General features: G+C 60.2%; 15 protein-coding genes. 7 read left to right on the top strand and 8 right to left on the bottom strand.

Annotated features, from left to right (window positions below; genetic code table 11):
• Positions 1 to 27 precede the first annotated feature (27 nt).
• Positions 28 to 1,431, bottom strand: coding sequence for a DNA repair protein RadA (gene radA, locus PH562_RS12965; protein WP_285173508.1), 1,404 nt, complete (start codon positions 1,429 to 1,431; stop codon positions 28 to 30).
• A gap of 149 nt (positions 1,432 to 1,580) precedes the next feature.
• Here radA and PH562_RS12960 point away from each other — a divergent pair, with 149 nt between their 5' ends.
• Complete coding sequence (locus PH562_RS12960; RefSeq protein ID WP_113229536.1) at positions 1,581 to 2,216, top strand: LysE family translocator; 636 nt, start codon at positions 1,581 to 1,583, stop codon at positions 2,214 to 2,216.
• 20 nt (positions 2,217 to 2,236) lie between these two features.
• On the opposite strand, the gene alr is transcribed toward PH562_RS12960, so the two are convergent.
• Both alr and PH562_RS12950 read right to left on the bottom strand, forming a co-directional pair.
• The gene (gene alr, locus PH562_RS12955) at positions 2,237 to 3,400 is read right to left on the bottom strand and encodes an alanine racemase (RefSeq protein ID WP_285173504.1); all 1,164 of its coding nucleotides are present in this window, start codon (positions 3,398 to 3,400) and stop codon (positions 2,237 to 2,239) included.
• A 285-nt stretch (positions 3,401 to 3,685) separates the two neighbouring features.
• Positions 3,686 to 4,186, bottom strand: coding sequence for a GFA family protein (locus tag PH562_RS12950; RefSeq protein ID WP_285173503.1), 501 nt, complete (start codon positions 4,184 to 4,186; stop codon positions 3,686 to 3,688).
• A 213-nt stretch (positions 4,187 to 4,399) separates the two neighbouring features.
• On the opposite strand from PH562_RS12950, the gene PH562_RS12945 reads away from it, so the two are divergent.
• The 3 genes from PH562_RS12945 to PH562_RS12935 all read left to right on the top strand — a co-directional run bounded on the left by PH562_RS12945 (position 4,400) and on the right by PH562_RS12935 (position 6,419).
• A complete protein-coding gene (locus PH562_RS12945) occupies positions 4,400 to 5,221 on the top strand; it encodes an AraC family transcriptional regulator (RefSeq protein ID WP_285173643.1) in 822 nt (273 codons plus the stop codon).
• Positions 5,222 to 5,415: 194 nt separating this feature from the next.
• Entirely contained in the window at positions 5,416 to 6,120 is a 705-nt protein-coding gene (locus tag PH562_RS12940) for an AzlC family ABC transporter permease (protein ID WP_285173500.1), read from the top strand.
• Positions 6,117 to 6,419 carry an AzlD family protein gene (locus PH562_RS12935; RefSeq protein ID WP_285173498.1) on the top strand — a complete coding sequence of 101 codons (303 nt, stop codon included), beginning with the start codon at positions 6,117 to 6,119 and terminating at the stop codon, positions 6,417 to 6,419. Before PH562_RS12940 ends, PH562_RS12935 begins: the two co-directional genes overlap by 4 nt.
• 68 nt (positions 6,420 to 6,487) lie before the next feature.
• On the opposite strand, the gene PH562_RS12930 is transcribed toward PH562_RS12935, so the two are convergent.
• A complete protein-coding gene (locus PH562_RS12930) occupies positions 6,488 to 7,984 on the bottom strand; it encodes a replicative DNA helicase (RefSeq protein WP_113229541.1) in 1,497 nt (498 codons plus the stop codon).
• 330 nt (positions 7,985 to 8,314) lie between these two features.
• Between PH562_RS12930 and PH562_RS12925 the strand changes: the two genes are divergently transcribed.
• The 3 genes from PH562_RS12925 to PH562_RS12915 are packed head-to-tail and all read left to right on the top strand — an operon-like array spanning position 8,315 to position 11,498.
• A complete protein-coding gene (locus PH562_RS12925; protein ID WP_092710521.1) occupies positions 8,315 to 8,758 on the top strand; it encodes a MarR family winged helix-turn-helix transcriptional regulator in 444 nt (147 codons plus the stop codon).
• An 8-nt stretch (positions 8,759 to 8,766) separates the two neighbouring features.
• A complete protein-coding gene (locus PH562_RS12920) occupies positions 8,767 to 10,413 on the top strand; it encodes an MFS transporter (protein ID WP_285173490.1) in 1,647 nt (548 codons plus the stop codon).
• A gap of 17 nt (positions 10,414 to 10,430) precedes the next feature.
• A complete protein-coding gene (locus tag PH562_RS12915) occupies positions 10,431 to 11,498 on the top strand; it encodes an HlyD family secretion protein (protein WP_113229544.1) in 1,068 nt (355 codons plus the stop codon).
• 162 nt (positions 11,499 to 11,660) lie between these two features.
• Here PH562_RS12915 and rplI read toward each other — a convergent pair whose 3' ends face one another.
• The 4 genes from rplI to rpsF form a co-directional block, all read right to left on the bottom strand.
• Positions 11,661 to 12,239, bottom strand: coding sequence for a 50S ribosomal protein L9 (rplI, locus tag PH562_RS12910; RefSeq protein ID WP_113229545.1), 579 nt, complete (start codon positions 12,237 to 12,239; stop codon positions 11,661 to 11,663).
• A 20-nt stretch (positions 12,240 to 12,259) separates the two neighbouring features.
• Positions 12,260 to 13,234 (bottom strand): YybS family protein, encoded by a 975-nt coding sequence (locus tag PH562_RS12905; RefSeq protein ID WP_285173488.1) that lies wholly within the window; start codon positions 13,232 to 13,234, stop codon positions 12,260 to 12,262.
• Positions 13,235 to 13,399: 165 nt separating this feature from the next.
• Entirely contained in the window at positions 13,400 to 13,648 is a 249-nt protein-coding gene (gene rpsR / locus PH562_RS12900; protein WP_004122103.1) for a 30S ribosomal protein S18, read from the bottom strand.
• 12 nt (positions 13,649 to 13,660) lie between these two features.
• Positions 13,661 to 14,107: a 30S ribosomal protein S6 gene (gene rpsF / locus PH562_RS12895; protein ID WP_015339354.1), complete on the bottom strand. Its 447-nt coding sequence runs from the start codon at positions 14,105 to 14,107 to the stop codon at positions 13,661 to 13,663.
• Between the last annotated feature and the right edge of the window lie 34 nt (positions 14,108 to 14,141).

The following is a 14,141-nucleotide window of genomic DNA, read 5'->3' as shown; positions in this document are numbered from 1 at the left end:
CTTCGCCAAGAACGGCTGAAGCAAGGCTCAGTCTTCGTCTTCCGCGCGCTTGAGCGTACCTTTCGATCCGGCAATGCGCGCCACCAGATCCGGCAGGCTGTCGATCTCACTCCAGCGTCCGCCGTTGACCTTCGGCAGATCGGCGGAAGCGGCAGGCAGAACAGCCCCGGAAAATCCCAGCTTCTCGGCTTCCTTGAGGCGCTGGGCGGTGTGCGCGACCGGCCGGACGGCGCCCGACAGGCTGACTTCGCCGAAATAGACGCAATCGGCGGGCAGAGCAAGACCGGCTAGGGAGGAAACCAGTGCAGAAGCGACGGCAACGTCCGCAGCCGGCTCGGAAATGCGGTAGCCGCCGGCAATATTGAGGTAAACATCGTGCTGGCCAAGCCTGACGCCGCAATGCGCTTCCAGAACGGCGAGAATCATCGAAAGGCGCGCCGAATCCCAGCCGACGATGGCGCGGCGCGGGGTGCCGAGCGATGTTGGCGCGACCAGCGCCTGCACCTCGACCAACACCGGGCGTGTTCCCTCGATGCCGGCGAAGACGGCCGCACCCGGCGACTTTTCATTGCGCTCGCCGAGAAAGAGCTCGGACGGGTTGGGCACGTCGCGGAGCCCGGCGTCGGACATTTCGAACACGCCGATCTCGTCGGTGGGGCCGAAACGGTTCTTCACCGTGCGTAGGATGCGGTAATGATGGCCGCGATCACCTTCGAAATAGAGGACGGCATCGACCATATGCTCCACGACGCGCGGCCCGGCGATCTGGCCGTCCTTGGTGACATGGCCGACCAGCACCATCGCAGTTCCCGTCTGCTTGGCGAAGCGGATCATCGCCTGCACGCCGGTACGCACTTGCGTCACCGTCCCGGGCGCGGATTCGGCGAGCTCGCTCCACAGTGTCTGGATGGAATCGATAATGACGAGATCCGGCCGCTTGCCCTCGGAAAGCGTCGCCAGGATGTCTTCGACATTGGTTTCGGCGGCGAGCAGCACTTCCGTGTCGGCCGCCTTCAACCGCTGCGCGCGCAGACGAACCTGTGCCACGGCCTCTTCGCCGGACACATAGACGATCTTGTGGCCCTGGCGGGCGAGGGCTGCTGCCGCCTGCATCAGCAGCGTCGATTTGCCGATGCCGGGATCGCCGCCGACGAGAACGGCCGATCCCCGCACGAAACCGCCGCCAGTGGCGCGATCGAGTTCGGATATGCCGGTATGGATGCGCGGCGCTTCCTCGATTTCACCCGAAAGCGTGGTCAGCGCGACGGGCTTGCCCTTCTTCGGCGTCTTGGCCGGTCCGCCGCCGATCCCGCCCATCGGATCTTCCTCGACGATGGTGTTCCACGCGCCGCAGCTGTCGCACTTGCCGGCCCAGCGATTGTGGACCGTGCCGCAGTTCTGGCAGATGAATTGTGTGCGGGCTTTGGCCATCGGATGTTCTCAAACTTCGAATGCGTTGCTTTTCGCGACGAATCGCTTGGGCAGTCAGATAATGTCTTTCCCGGCCTATCAAAACTAATGATTTCCGTATCAATGGCGATCGTGTCAGCTTTTATGCCGGGTTTTATGGATGATGACCGATGTTTGACTATTCGCTTGCGCACTGGATGGGCTTTCTGACCGCTGCAATCCTCCTCAATCTGTCGCCGGGGCCTGATATAGCCTTCATTCTCGGCCATACGATCCGAAGCGGCATGCGCTCCGGTTTTGCGGCGCTTTTCGGGATTTGGAGTGGCGCGTGCCTGCATGTTTTGATGGCGGCCGCCGGCCTTTCAGCGATTCTTGCTGCCTCTGCGCTGGCCTTTTCGACGGTCAAATGGATCGGCGCGGCCTATCTGATCTGGCTCGGCATTCAGGCGCTGCGCTCGAAAGGCGAGGGGGCATGGATCAAGGAGGCGGCCAAGACGCTCTCCTGGGGCCGCATCTATCGGCAAGGCATCATGGTCTCACTGCTCAACCCGAAGGTCGCGATTTTCTTCCTGGCTTTCCTGCCTCAATTCGTCGTCGAAGGCGCCGGCCCGGTCTGGGCGCAGCTTCTGCTGCATGGCAGCCTGATCATCGTCGTCGCCGCCTTCATCGAACCGCCGTTGATCCTGCTGGGCGGCCGATTGAGCGAAGCCCTCCGGCGCAATCGGAGCCTGGGCCTGTGGCTCGATCGCGGTCTCGGCACGCTGTTCGTCGCCCTTGGCGTCCGGCTGGCGATCAGCGCCCGCTAAATAAACTGAGAATAGCCGGGCTATTCTTCGGTCTCTTCCGAGATATACCGGCGCTCGTGCCGCAGCCCCATGCTGGTCAGCATCTCGTAGCCGATCGTTCCGGCCGATCTTGCGGCCTCGTCGACCGAGATATTGCTGCCGAAAAGCTCGACATAGTCACCGGCTCTGACCAGGTTTTCCGGCAGGTCGGTGACATCAAAAATGGTGAGGTCCATGGTGATGCGGCCGGCAACGGGCACCTTATGACCGGCAATGAAGCCATGACCGCCCGCAATGCCGGTCTGGCGCAGCGGCACGCCGCCGCTCGACTGGCTGCGCATATAGCCGTCGGCATAGCCGGCAGAGACAATCGCCAACCGGCTATCGCGGGTCAATTGCAGCGCGCGGCCATATCCTACGGTTTCGCCCGATTTGACGGACCGGGTCTGGATGATCCGTGCTTCCGCCGTTGCCACCGGGCGCATCGGATTGGCGATGCCGGGAATGGCCTCTCCGCCATAGGTGGCGATACCCGGGCGCGTGAGATCGAAATGATAGTCGGCGCCGAGAAAGATGCCGGCCGAATTGGCAAGGCTTGCCTCGATGCCTTCGAAGGCAGCGCTGACCTTGCGAAAGGCCTCGAGCTGCTGGCTGTTCATTGCATTGGAAGGATCGTCGCCGCAGGCGAGATGGCTCATCACGAGAACCGGCGCAAAGCTTGCGGGACGGGAAACGTCATCGGCAAGCGCGATCGCATCGTCCATCGGCAGGCCGAGCCGGTTGAAGCCGGTGTCGACCTGCAGCGCGCAGGGATAGTCGCCATAATCCGACAGAACCGACATCCAGAAGGTCAACTGTTCTTCCGAAGCAATGACCGGTACGAGGTCGTTTTCGAAGAACCGCCGCTCCATGCCCGGCCAGATACCGCTCAAGACGAAGATGCGCGCTTCCGGAGCATAGAGCCGCAATGTCGCGCCTTCATCGGCGGTGGCGACGAAGAAATCGCGCGCACCTGCAGCATAAAGCGTTTCGCCGACATCCTCGATCCCCAGGCCGTAGGCATCGGCCTTGACGACGGCTGAGGTGCGGGCCTTCCCCGAGCGGCGCGCGAGGTCGCGCCAGTTTTCGACGAGCGCGCCGAGATCCACCGTCAGTCGCAGGCCGGCGGAAGCGAAAGCATCATCGTCATTGAAATTATCTGTCATGGGGCGCCCTGAATAAGGAAGTGGCCGGAGGTGATTTGGCTTGGATCAGGATACTGGCCGTCGATGAAAAGAAAAAGTGCTGCGAGGCATGTATGCGGAATTAGGCAGAAACTGCCGCCACACCAGAGGCTGCTTCGAGGCACGAATGAGCTGCAGGGCTGCCCTTCAGACACTCTGCGCGCATCATCCTGAAAGTAGGCTGTTGCGGCCTTTAGTTTCCGGGATGGTGGTTATTTCGGAATAGCGGCAACGGACAGTGCCCCGCGGGTGATCGCCGGATAGGACTCAGTCGTCACGCCTTCTCACCGCCCATGAGGCGGTATCGCGATCAGGGTGCTGGTTGTTGCTCGTCTTGATCGCCGCAGCCCATTCGGCACCGTTATTTTCAGTCATACCGGTATTTTCTAGGCCCGTAATCGTATCGAACCATCTAACCATGTTCTCGGTGCAGGTGTTGGCATGCGGCGGGAAGGCGTGCGGATCGTCCAGCGAACCTATCATCAGGTTGGTGCGGCCGTTTTCGAGGTGATGGAAGAACAATGGCGTGCCGCAATTGGCGCAGAAACCGCGCTCGACAAGCTCGGAACTCTTCCAGACGCTCGGTTTGCCGCGCGTCCAGGTGAGCGCATCATCGGGCGCGGCGACGAGCGCGGCAAAGATGTTGCCCGAGGCTTTCTGACACATGCGGCAATGGCAGAGATGCGAATTATCATGCATGGCAGTTGCGTGATAGCGCACGGCACCGCACTGGCAGCCGCCGCTCACCTTCATCTCGATGCGTTTCAATTTGTCTTCTCCTTCAAAGGCCTAACGCTTTTTAGGTTTTCATCTTTGGATCGTCCAGCAGAACGACGGATCCGATCACGCCTTCTCAAGAAAGCGCGGACAGGCGGATACCAGTCTTTCCCACACGCGATCACTTTTGTTCAAGACGCGCAGGAGCAGGGACGCTAATGTGCTGATATGCATAATGTTTCGCAGAAAGAGGCCGCTGACGCCATGCCGCTTGCCAAGGTGGAATCGACCCGCTTCTGGCGAGACGGTCGCTTTCGCGGCATGGAATGTCTAAGCGCAAGCTTCGTGACGCATGAATATGCGCCGCATGCGCACGACACGTTCAGCATCGGGGCGATTGAGAGCGGCAGCCAGATCGCTACACTGCGCGGCAGGCGGGAAGAAACCGGGCCGGGCGATCTCTATCTCATCAATCCTGGCATAGTGCATGACGGCGCTCCGGGCGGCGAAGGCTATCGCTACCGAATGATCTACCCGGACACGAAGCTCTTCGTCGACATTCTGGAAGATGTCACCGGCAAAGCCTTCAACGCGACGCCATCTTTCGCCCGTTCGTTGTTGCGCGATCCTCAGCTTGCCAACGCCTTCCACAAGGCGCACCGCACACTCGAGAGCGGCGCCGGCGCGCTGGAATCCGATGAAGGCATGTTCTCGGTGCTGGCGGCGCTCTTTGCGCGCTACGGCAGCACGATCATTCTTCCCGTCGATACGAAGGAGCGTAGCGCCGTCGCGCGCGCCCGCGATTATCTCATGGAGAATTTCGACAGCGATATCGGATTGGAGGAGTTGGCCAAGGTTGCGGGGCTGAGCCGCGCGCACCTGATCCGCGCTTTCCGTAGGGAGTATCATATTACGCCCCATGCCTTTCTGACCGACCGGCGCGTCATCGTTGCCCGCCGATTGCTCAGGGAGGGCCGCATGCCGGCCGACGTCGCCATGGAATGCGGTTTCGCCGATCAGGCGCATTTCACGCGCCACTTCAAATCGCGCACCGGCGTCACCCCGGGCCAGTTCCGCGTTGGCTAGCGCATTTCCAGGAAAACTGCGCAGCGATTTTACGTCCGGAATGCGCTGGGAAATAAGAATATAGAGCATTTTCGCTTTTCCGCGAATAGTGAAAACGCTTTGCGGATTCCGGATGGAACTCTAGTCACTTTCGTTCAATACAGCGCCGGCTGCCGTCGGCTACCTCTCCGTCATTGTTGAAGTAGGGGTTGCCAATGTTGCAGCAAAGCCAGCCGGCCGGCGAATTCAAAGCCGGGATGCGTGCCATTTTTCCGCTGATCGTCGCCGTCCTGCCGATCGGCCTCGTGTTTGGCGCGGTTTCGGCGACCAAGGGGCTTTCGCCGCTGGAGACCACACTGATGAGCGCGCTCGTCTTCGCCGGTGGATCGCAATTCGTGGCGATGGATATCTGGACACATCCCGCAAGCTGGATTGGCGCCGGCTTCGCGGCCCTGCTCGTCAATGTCAGGCACTTGCTGATGAGCGCCTCGATCGGCACGAAGATGCAGTCTTTCTCAGGCATCAAACGCTATCTCGCCATGCTGTTTCTCGCCGACGAGATTTGGGCCATGGCGGAATTCCGCGCCGGCACGTTGCGGCTCACACCCGCCTGGTATGCGGGCATTGTCACGCCCTTCTACTTGGCCTGGGTCGGCTCGTCGCTTGCGGGTGCTCTGCTTGGCGCCTTTCTCGGCAACCCCGCCGTCATCGGTCTCGACTTTGCCTTTCCGGCCGTCTTCATCGTGCTGGTCATGGGCTTCTGGAAAGGATCGGAAACCGGCGCGGTGCTTGCCGCAAGCGGAATTGCAGCCGTTGCTGTCCATCAGTTCGTGCCCGGTGTCTGGCATATTGCGGCCGGCGCGCTGGCGGGACTGGCAATGGCATTCTGGAAAGGCAGGGCGCGGGAGCAGGCGGCATGACGCTCGATCTCAACACTCTGCTCGCCATCCTCGCCATGGCTGCCGCAACGATCTTCACCCGTGTTGGCGGTCTCGTCCTGATTCACTACGTCAGGATTGACGAGCGCCGGCGAACCGCAATCGAAGCTATTCCACCGGCCGTGCTGATGGCTGTCATTGCCCCGACGGCTTTTACTACCGGCTGGGCGGAGACGCTCGCCTGCGCGGCCACCGCCATCGCCTCCCGCCGCTTGCCGATGCTGACAAGCGTTGTTGTCGGCGTTGCGACGGTGGCTTTGCTGCGGGCTGCGGGACTCTGAAGTCCTTTCCGGGAAAAGTGCGAAGCGGTTCTCCGTCCCAGCAGAACATTGACCCGGCAAGCTTCGTGTCAATGTTCCTCATACTGCGTGAAAGACGGGTCGGCGAGGTCGGCAAATCGGGTGAATTCCGACTGGAAGGCCAGCTTCACCGTGCCGGTCGGTCCGTGACGTTGCTTGGCGATGATGACATCGGCCGTGCCCTTCACGCGATCGAACAGCGCTTCCCATTCCGCATATTTCGGGTCGTTCGGGTCGCGCGGCTCCTGGTTCTTCACATAATATTCCTCGCGGAACACGAAGAGCACCACGTCGGCGTCCTGCTCGATGGAGCCAGATTCGCGCAGGTCCGAAAGCTGCGGCCGCTTGTCGTCGCGGCTTTCGACCGCGCGCGAGAGCTGGGAGAGCGCGATGATCGGCACGTTCAATTCTTTGCCGAGCGCCTTCAAGCCGGTGGTGATCTGGGTGATTTCCTGGACGCGGTTCTCGTTCGATTTGCCGGAGCCGGTCATCAGCTGCACGTAGTCGACCACCAGAACGTCGAGGCCGCGTTGACGTTTCAAGCGTCGGGCACGCGCGGAAAGCTGGGCGATGGAGATGCCGCCGGTCTGGTCGATATAGAGTGGCACCTTCTGCATCATCATAGAGCAGGCAACGAGCTTTTCGAAATCGGCGTCATTGATATCGCCGCGTCGGATCTTCGACGAGGAGACTTCCGTCTGCTCGGAGATGATACGCGTGGCGAGCTGTTCGGACGACATTTCCAGCGAGTAGAAGCCGACGACGCCGCCGTTCTTCGCCTTCATCGAGCCATCCGCTTGGACTTCGCCCTCGTAAGCAGCGGCGATATTATAGGCGATGTTGGTCGCAAGCGAGGTCTTACCCATGCCGGGGCGGCCGGCAAGGACGATCAAGTCGGAGCGCTGCAGGCCGCCCATCTTGCTGTCAAGCGAGTGGATGCCCGTGGAGATGCCGGAGAGGCCGCCGTCACGCTCCTTGGCAACGGCCGCCATGTCGATCGCCAGTGCGACAGCATCATTGAACGACTGAAAGCCGCCGTCGTAGCGGCCATTCTCGGCAAGCTCGAACAGCCGGCGTTCGGTATCCTCGATCTGCGTTTGCGGCGGCATGTCGAGCGGCGCGTCATAGGCGATGTTGACCATGTCCTCGCCGATGGTGATCAGCGCGCGGCGGAGCGCCAGATCATAGATGGCGCGGCCATAGTCTTCCGCATTGATGATCGACACGGCTTCGACGGCAAGGCGCGCAAGATACTGCGCGACCGTCATGTCGCCGACCTTCTCATCCGCCGGCACGAAGCTCTTGATCGTCACCGGATTGGCTGTTTTGCCCATGCGGATGATGTCGCCGGCGACCTCGAAGATCTTGCGATGCAGCGGTTCGTAAAGATGGATCGGCTTCAGGAAGTCTGAGACGCGGTAATAAGCATCGTTATTGACGAGGATGGCACCGAGCAGAGCCTGTTCCGCCTCAATATTGTTGGGCGCTTCGCGATAATGCTGGTCGGCGGGAGCAATGGCGGCGAGCTTGCGCGCAGCTTCGTTCATTTTCCATCTCTTCATGCTTTAGGGTGTCGTCTGGTTTGCGATGTTCCGATGTCATGGTCAACCGTGCAAACGGATGGCCATACCGACCTATCAACGTTGTTCCACTCGTCCACAGGGACAAGTTTCCGCCACGTAAAAAATCTCTTGTGGCCACTTTGCAACGCAAAGACCGACACACGAATCACTTATGCAAATTATCCGTGGGGAACATTTTAGCCGGGTCTTTCGCTGCACGCATCAACTGTTGCAGCTATCCTGCTTGAAAAGCTGGGAAAATCCGGGTATTCCCCTTAAATTAGGGTAGGATGCTTATAGTATAAAGTTGCAATAATGCCAGGTGCGCCATCAAGACAAGAACTCTTCGACGACCTTTCCGCGTTCAATCGCAAGCTGAGGGCAGCGTTTGACGCCCTCGTTCGCGAACACGGCATGACCCTTTCCCGTGCAAGGGTTTTTCGCAAGCTCTCGCGCCGGGACGGAATAAACCAGAGGGAGCTCGCCGACGAACTGGAGCTGGAAACGCCGACGCTCGTGCGCATCCTCGATGCGATGGAGGCGCAGAATTTCATCGAACGTCGTGCCGCCGTATCCGATCGTCGCGCCAAACAGATCTTCATGACGGAATCCGGAAAAGTCGTCGCCGCCGAGGTCGAAGCTCTTGCCACCGGTGTGCGCGCGGATATCTTGGAAGGAATTTCGGACGAGGATGTCGGCATGGCGCTCAAGGTTATTCGCGCAATGACTGCCAATCTTCAGAATATTGGCAAATCATGAGGTAATGCATGAGCGGGGAACCGGGCCCGGTCGCCAATGCGCAAGCCAACGCCGTCCCGCCCGCTCCACCGCCTATGCCGGGCTGGAAAGTGCCGCTCTATATTGCGGCATCCGTCATGTTCTTTCTGACACAGGGCCTCGGTCTCAATCTCGCCTTCGCCAATCTGACCCAGATCCAGGGAACCATCGCGGCGACCACCACCGAATCGGCGTGGCTGTCTGCCGCTTATATGGCGCCCAATGTGAGCCTCGCCATCGCGCTGGTGAAGATCCGCCTTCAATATGGCGTGCGAAATTTCGCCGAGGTCAGCATTCTCGGCTTCGTGCTCGCCTCGCTGCTCAACCTCTTCGTCTCCGACCTGCATTCTGCGATCGTCGTCCGTTTCGTGAGCGGGATTGCTGCTGCGCCGCTCTCGACGCTAGGCTTCCTTTATATGCTGGAGGCCTTCGAGCCGGCGAAGAAGATGACGATCGGCGTCAGCCTGGCGATGATGAACACGCTGCTTGCTGCGCCCATCACCCGCCTCGTGTCGCCTTCGCTGCTGGATTATGGCGAATGGCGCGGCCTCTATACGCTGGAGATGGCATTGGCGCTGCTCGTCATGCCGATCATCTATCTGCTGCCGCTGACGCCGCCGCCGCGCGTCAAGGTCATCGTGCTGGGCGATATCTTCAGCTATCTTCTCGTGGCGATCGGTTTCGGCTGTCTGGCCGTCGCCCTGTCCGTCGGGCGCCTCTATTGGTGGCTGGAGGTACCATGGCTCGGGGTTGTGCTGGCGATTGCCGTCGCGTCCCTGACCGTTGCCATCGTCGTCGAACTGAGGCGGTCGACGCCTTTGATCGACGTTCGCTGGCTGCTTCGGCCGGAAATTCTGCATCTGACGGCGATCCTGCTGGTCTTCCGCATCATTGCCGCCGAGCAGACCTCCGTCATCATGACCTTTTATCAGAATGCCGTCGGGCTGCTCTACGATCAGCTCTCCATTCTGTACTGGATCATCCTGGCCTTCTCCATCATCGGGGGCCTCATCTGCACCGTGTTCATGAGTTATGGCTTCAGCTGGCAGATCCAGTTCGTCGCGCTCATCCTGATGGGCGCGGGCTCGCTGATGGATTCGCAGGTGACGAACCTGACCCGCCCCGAGCAGATGTATCTCAGCCAGGCGCTGGTGGCAGCGGGCGCTGCTCTCTTTCTGCCGCCATCCATGTCCGTAGGCTTCAAGGAGGCTATATCGAAGGGGCCGCCCTATCTGGTGACCTTCTTCGTCGTCTTCACCTTCACGCAAAGCATCGGCGGCCTTGTCGGCTCGGCCTTCTACGGCACGCTGATCACCATTCGCGAGAAGTTCCATTCGGCCGTTCTGACGGAGCGCGTGCTGCTGATGGATCCGCATGTGGCCGCACGCGTCAGCCAGCTTTCATCCTCCTATGGCAAGGTGATCGGGGATAGCGCGCTTCTGAAGGGGGAGGGGCTGGCGCTGCTCGGCGCACAGGTCAGCCGTGAGGCCAACATGCTTGCCTATGGAGATGCCTTCTTCACTGCCGCCGTAATCGCCTTCCTTTCGCTTGCCGGCCTAACCATTCATGTTCTCTTTCGCGTCGTCAGGGCTCGCCTGGCCGGCGATCGGGTAGAGGTCGCGACATCCAACCCATGAGGATATGAAATAGCTCCATGTCGAGGCTCGTTCGCTCCCCAATCGAAGTCATCGCCGTTCTCGCCGGCATCGGCGGCGTCATGCTGGTGCTCTATGCCTGGCATCTGCCGCCGTTCAAGACCGCGGTCGAGACCACGGACGACGCCTATGTCAAAGGCTATGTCACGACCATCAGCCCGCAGGTTAGCGGCTATATCACCGATGTGCCGATCAAGGACTACAAGCTCGTCAAGGAGGGCGATGTGCTCGCCCAGATCGATAACCGCATCTACAAGCAGAAGGTGGCGCAGGCACACGCCACGCTGGACGGACAAAAGGCCGCGCTTGCCAATTCGCAGCAGCAGGAACAGGCCGCCAAGGCCGGCATCGTCTCCAGCCAGGCGCAGATCGACAGCGCCAATGCAGCGCTGAAGCGTGCCCAGCTTGCCTTCGACCGCGTCACGACACTGGTTTCGAGAGGCGTCTCGACCACGAGCGATTCCGAACAGGCGCAGGCGACGCTGCAGCAGGCTCAGGCCTCGCTCAACCAGGCGAAAGCCGGTCTCGATGTCTCTCAGCAGAACCTGACGACGATTATCGTCAACCGCGCCTCGCTCGAGGCCGGCGTCAGCGGTGCCGAAGCGGCCGTGCAGCTTGCCGATATCGATCTGGACAATACGACCATCAGGGCGCCGCAGGATGGCCGCCTCGGGGAGGTCGGCGTACGCCTCGGCCAATATGTGACGCCTGGCACGCAACTGATGAACCTGGTGCCGAAAGACGTTTGGGTCATTGCCAATTTCAAGGAAACGCAGCTCGACGGGATGAAGCTCGATCAGCCCGCCACGATCTCCGTCGATGCGCTGGGGCATCGCGAGATCAAGGGGCGCATCCAGCGCTTTTCCCCGGCAGCAGGTTCCGAATTCGCCGTCATCAGGCCCGACAATGCCACAGGCAATTTCACGAAGGTCGCTCAGCGTATTGGCGTCAGGATCAAGATCGAGGATGGGCAGCCTCTGGCGGATCAGTTGGCACCCGGCATGTCCGTCGTCGTTTCGATCGATAAGGATTCGGCTCCATTGCCGGAGCCGAGGGCCGGCGACTGAAAATCACGCTTTGTCCTGCGCAAGGCAGCATAGCGCGCTCCATCCTCACCCCGAAGCGCCAAGCCTCGAAGGACGAGGAAGGCTCGTGCATTCCAACCAGCAAAAAAGCCTGGGCCGCAAGACCCAGGCTTTTTCATTCACATTACTGCGAAAACTTGAGGATCAAGCTTCTTCTTCGCCGTCGCGGTCAGCTTCCGGATCGAAGAAATCTTCCGGACGCAGCGCGTCTTCGTCAATGCCGTAGATGGCGTCGGCGGAGGTGAGGGTTTCGCCCTTGGCCTGACGTTCGGCTTCTTCGGCGGAACGGGCAACGTTGAGCTGAACGTGGATTTCGACTTCGGCATGAAGTGCGATGGCAACGTCGTGCAGGCCGATGGACTTGATCGGCGTGTTCAGGTGAACCTGGCTGCGGCCGATGTTGAAGCCTTCGGCAGCGAGGATTTCGACGACGTCACGTGCAGCGACCGAACCGTAGAGCTGTCCGGTTTCGCCAGCCGAGCGAACGACGATGAAGGACTTGCCGCCGAGAACGTCGGCAACCTTCTGGGCTTCGCTCTTGCGCTCAAGGTTGCGGGCTTCGAGCGTGGCGCGCTCGGCTTCGAAACGAGCCTTGTTGGCGGCGTTGGCGCGCAGCGCCTTGCCGAGCGGCAGCAGGTAGTTACGGGCAAAGCCGTCGCGAACCTTGACGGTTTCACCCATCTGGCCGAGCTTGGAGATGCGTTCGAGGAGAATGACTTCCATTTTCGTTGTTCCTTTCGATATCAGATTTTCGTGTCTTGTTTGGGTGTGTCGGCATTCTTGTTCGGGGTGAGCGATATCGCCTTACGGGTATCGTAAAGACCGAGAACAAGAACGATGAAGAGCGGCAGCGTCACAAAGAAGCATACCAGGTAGCAGATGATCAGAACCGGCAGACGCCAGTCCTTGCCCCGCGTCCGGTAGTGCAGCGAAGCAAAGCCGGAAACGATGAAGCCCGCGCCGAAGGCGCCAAGCACGGCGGCGGCGATGAGGCCGAGAACGCCACCGAAGAAGATAGCGACGATCGCCACGAGAAAGACGAAGATCGCATTGCGGTTCATGCGCAACGCCGAGGGAATGTCCTCGCGCGGACGCTGGCTGCGGCCAGAGGCGACAACAATACGCGTTGCAAAATAATAGGCTGCAAATACAGCAGAGACCCAGCACATGCCCCATACGAAGGGGACTGCGTAAAGCAGGATAGTCTTCAACTTTTCGATCGATGCAGCATCTAACGCCTGTTGCTGCTGATCATTCAGAAGTTCCAGATTGAAAGCGATCGTCTTGCCAATAAGATCTGGACCGTAGCCCATGAGAACGCCAGCGGCGACGATTGCGATGGAGGCAACTGCACAGAGATGCAGCATGATGTCCGAGAGCGGATACCACGCCATTAGATGATCCGGGCCACCAAGCTCAGATGCTGGGCGCGCCAGACTTGCAAGATGGCTGAGCCAAGCTGGGACGGCGGCGAGAACGATTGCGGTCAGTGCAAATGGCAGCGGACCGATAACGATGCCGAAAATACCGGCAGCAACAACTGCGGTTGCGACAGCGATATTTCCCCAGCCGAGACCCACGATCAAAATAGGAAGAGCTGAAGCACTGATGAACACGATAGCGAGAAATGGCTGACGTAGCGCGCCATACACGAGTAGGGCGGCGGTCAGACCGGCGAGCGCGCCGATGCCAAGCTCTTTTGCGTTCAACTTTTTCACGTCGCTGTCCTGCTTCGTATCGAGCAGTTAGAGGATGCCTTCGCCACTCGGGCGTGAAAGCTTATCCCCAACATGGGGTTTCAAGGTTCCGATCCGCGCCCATCGCGAAAGGGAGAAGGGAAGGCATCGCTGCCTTCCCTCTAATTCAGTCGGCGTCAGCTTATATTAAGCGACGACGTAGGGCAGCAGGCCGAGGAAACGGGCGCGCTTGATCGCCTGAGCGAGTTCGCGCTGCTTCTTCTGGGAAACGGCCGTGATGCGGGACGGAACGATCTTGCCGCGCTCGGAAATGTAGCGCTGCAGGAGACGAACGTCCTTGTAGTCGATGCGCGGCGCATTGGCGCCCGAGAACGGGCAGGTCTTGCGGCGGCGATGGAACGGACGGCGGACCGGTGCGGAGGAAACTTCAGACATTCTCAAATCTCCTTATACGCGGTCTTCGCGCGGACGGCGCGGACGGTCTTCGCGGTCACCACGATCCGGGCGCGGACCACGATCGCCGAAGCTGCGCTCGGGGCGGTCGCCATCGCGGCGCGGACGGTCGTCACGGTCGCGCTTCTGCATCATGGCAGACGGGCCATCTTCGTGCTTCTCGACAGCGATCGTCATGTAACGCAGGACGTCTTCGCTGATGCGCATCTGGCGTTCCATTTCCTGGATCGCAGCGGCCGGAGCATCGATGTCCATCAGGGCGTAGTGAGCCTTGCGGTTCTTCTTGATGCGGTAGGTGAGGGACTTGAGGCCCCAGTTCTCGATACGCCCGACTTTACCGCCGTGAGCTTCGATGACACCCTTGTACTGTTCTACGAGGGCGTCGACCTGCTGAGCGGAAATATCCTGCCGGGCAAGGAATACATGTTCGTAAAGAGCCATGGATAGCTTTGCCTTTCTTGCGTTGGTCTGAACC

Origin of the sequence: Rhizobium centroccidentale (assembly GCF_030182565.1) — a bacterium.
Classification (GTDB): Bacteria; Pseudomonadota; Alphaproteobacteria; order Rhizobiales; family Rhizobiaceae; genus Rhizobium.
Note: the sequence above shows the minus strand (reverse complement) of the source record. Positions and strands in the feature narration are given on the sequence as shown.

What these genes read in the sequence shown, in the direction of transcription:
- PH562_RS12930 (WP_113229541.1), bottom strand. Translation starts at nt 7,984, where the DNA reads ATGAACGAAGCTGCGCGCAAGCTCGCCGCCATTGCTCCCGCCGACCAG.
- rpsF (WP_015339354.1), bottom strand. Translation starts at nt 14,107, where the DNA reads ATGGCTCTTTACGAACATGTATTCCTTGCCCGGCAGGATATTTCCGCT.
- radA (WP_285173508.1), bottom strand. Translation starts at nt 1,431, where the DNA reads ATGGCCAAAGCCCGCACACAATTCATCTGCCAGAACTGCGGCACGGTC.
- PH562_RS12915 (WP_113229544.1), top strand. Translation starts at nt 10,431, where the DNA reads ATGTCGAGGCTCGTTCGCTCCCCAATCGAAGTCATCGCCGTTCTCGCC.
- PH562_RS12960 (WP_113229536.1), top strand. Translation starts at nt 1,581, where the DNA reads ATGTTTGACTATTCGCTTGCGCACTGGATGGGCTTTCTGACCGCTGCA.
- rpsR (WP_004122103.1), bottom strand. Translation starts at nt 13,648, where the DNA reads ATGTCTGAAGTTTCCTCCGCACCGGTCCGCCGTCCGTTCCATCGCCGC.
- PH562_RS12935 (WP_285173498.1), top strand. Translation starts at nt 6,117, where the DNA reads ATGACGCTCGATCTCAACACTCTGCTCGCCATCCTCGCCATGGCTGCC.
- PH562_RS12945 (WP_285173643.1), top strand. Translation starts at nt 4,400, where the DNA reads ATGCCGCTTGCCAAGGTGGAATCGACCCGCTTCTGGCGAGACGGTCGC.
- rplI (WP_113229545.1), bottom strand. Translation starts at nt 12,239, where the DNA reads ATGGAAGTCATTCTCCTCGAACGCATCTCCAAGCTCGGCCAGATGGGT.
- PH562_RS12940 (WP_285173500.1), top strand. Translation starts at nt 5,416, where the DNA reads ATGTTGCAGCAAAGCCAGCCGGCCGGCGAATTCAAAGCCGGGATGCGT.
- PH562_RS12925 (WP_092710521.1), top strand. Translation starts at nt 8,315, where the DNA reads ATGCCAGGTGCGCCATCAAGACAAGAACTCTTCGACGACCTTTCCGCG.
- PH562_RS12920 (WP_285173490.1), top strand. Translation starts at nt 8,767, where the DNA reads ATGAGCGGGGAACCGGGCCCGGTCGCCAATGCGCAAGCCAACGCCGTC.
- alr (WP_285173504.1), bottom strand. Translation starts at nt 3,400, where the DNA reads ATGACAGATAATTTCAATGACGATGATGCTTTCGCTTCCGCCGGCCTG.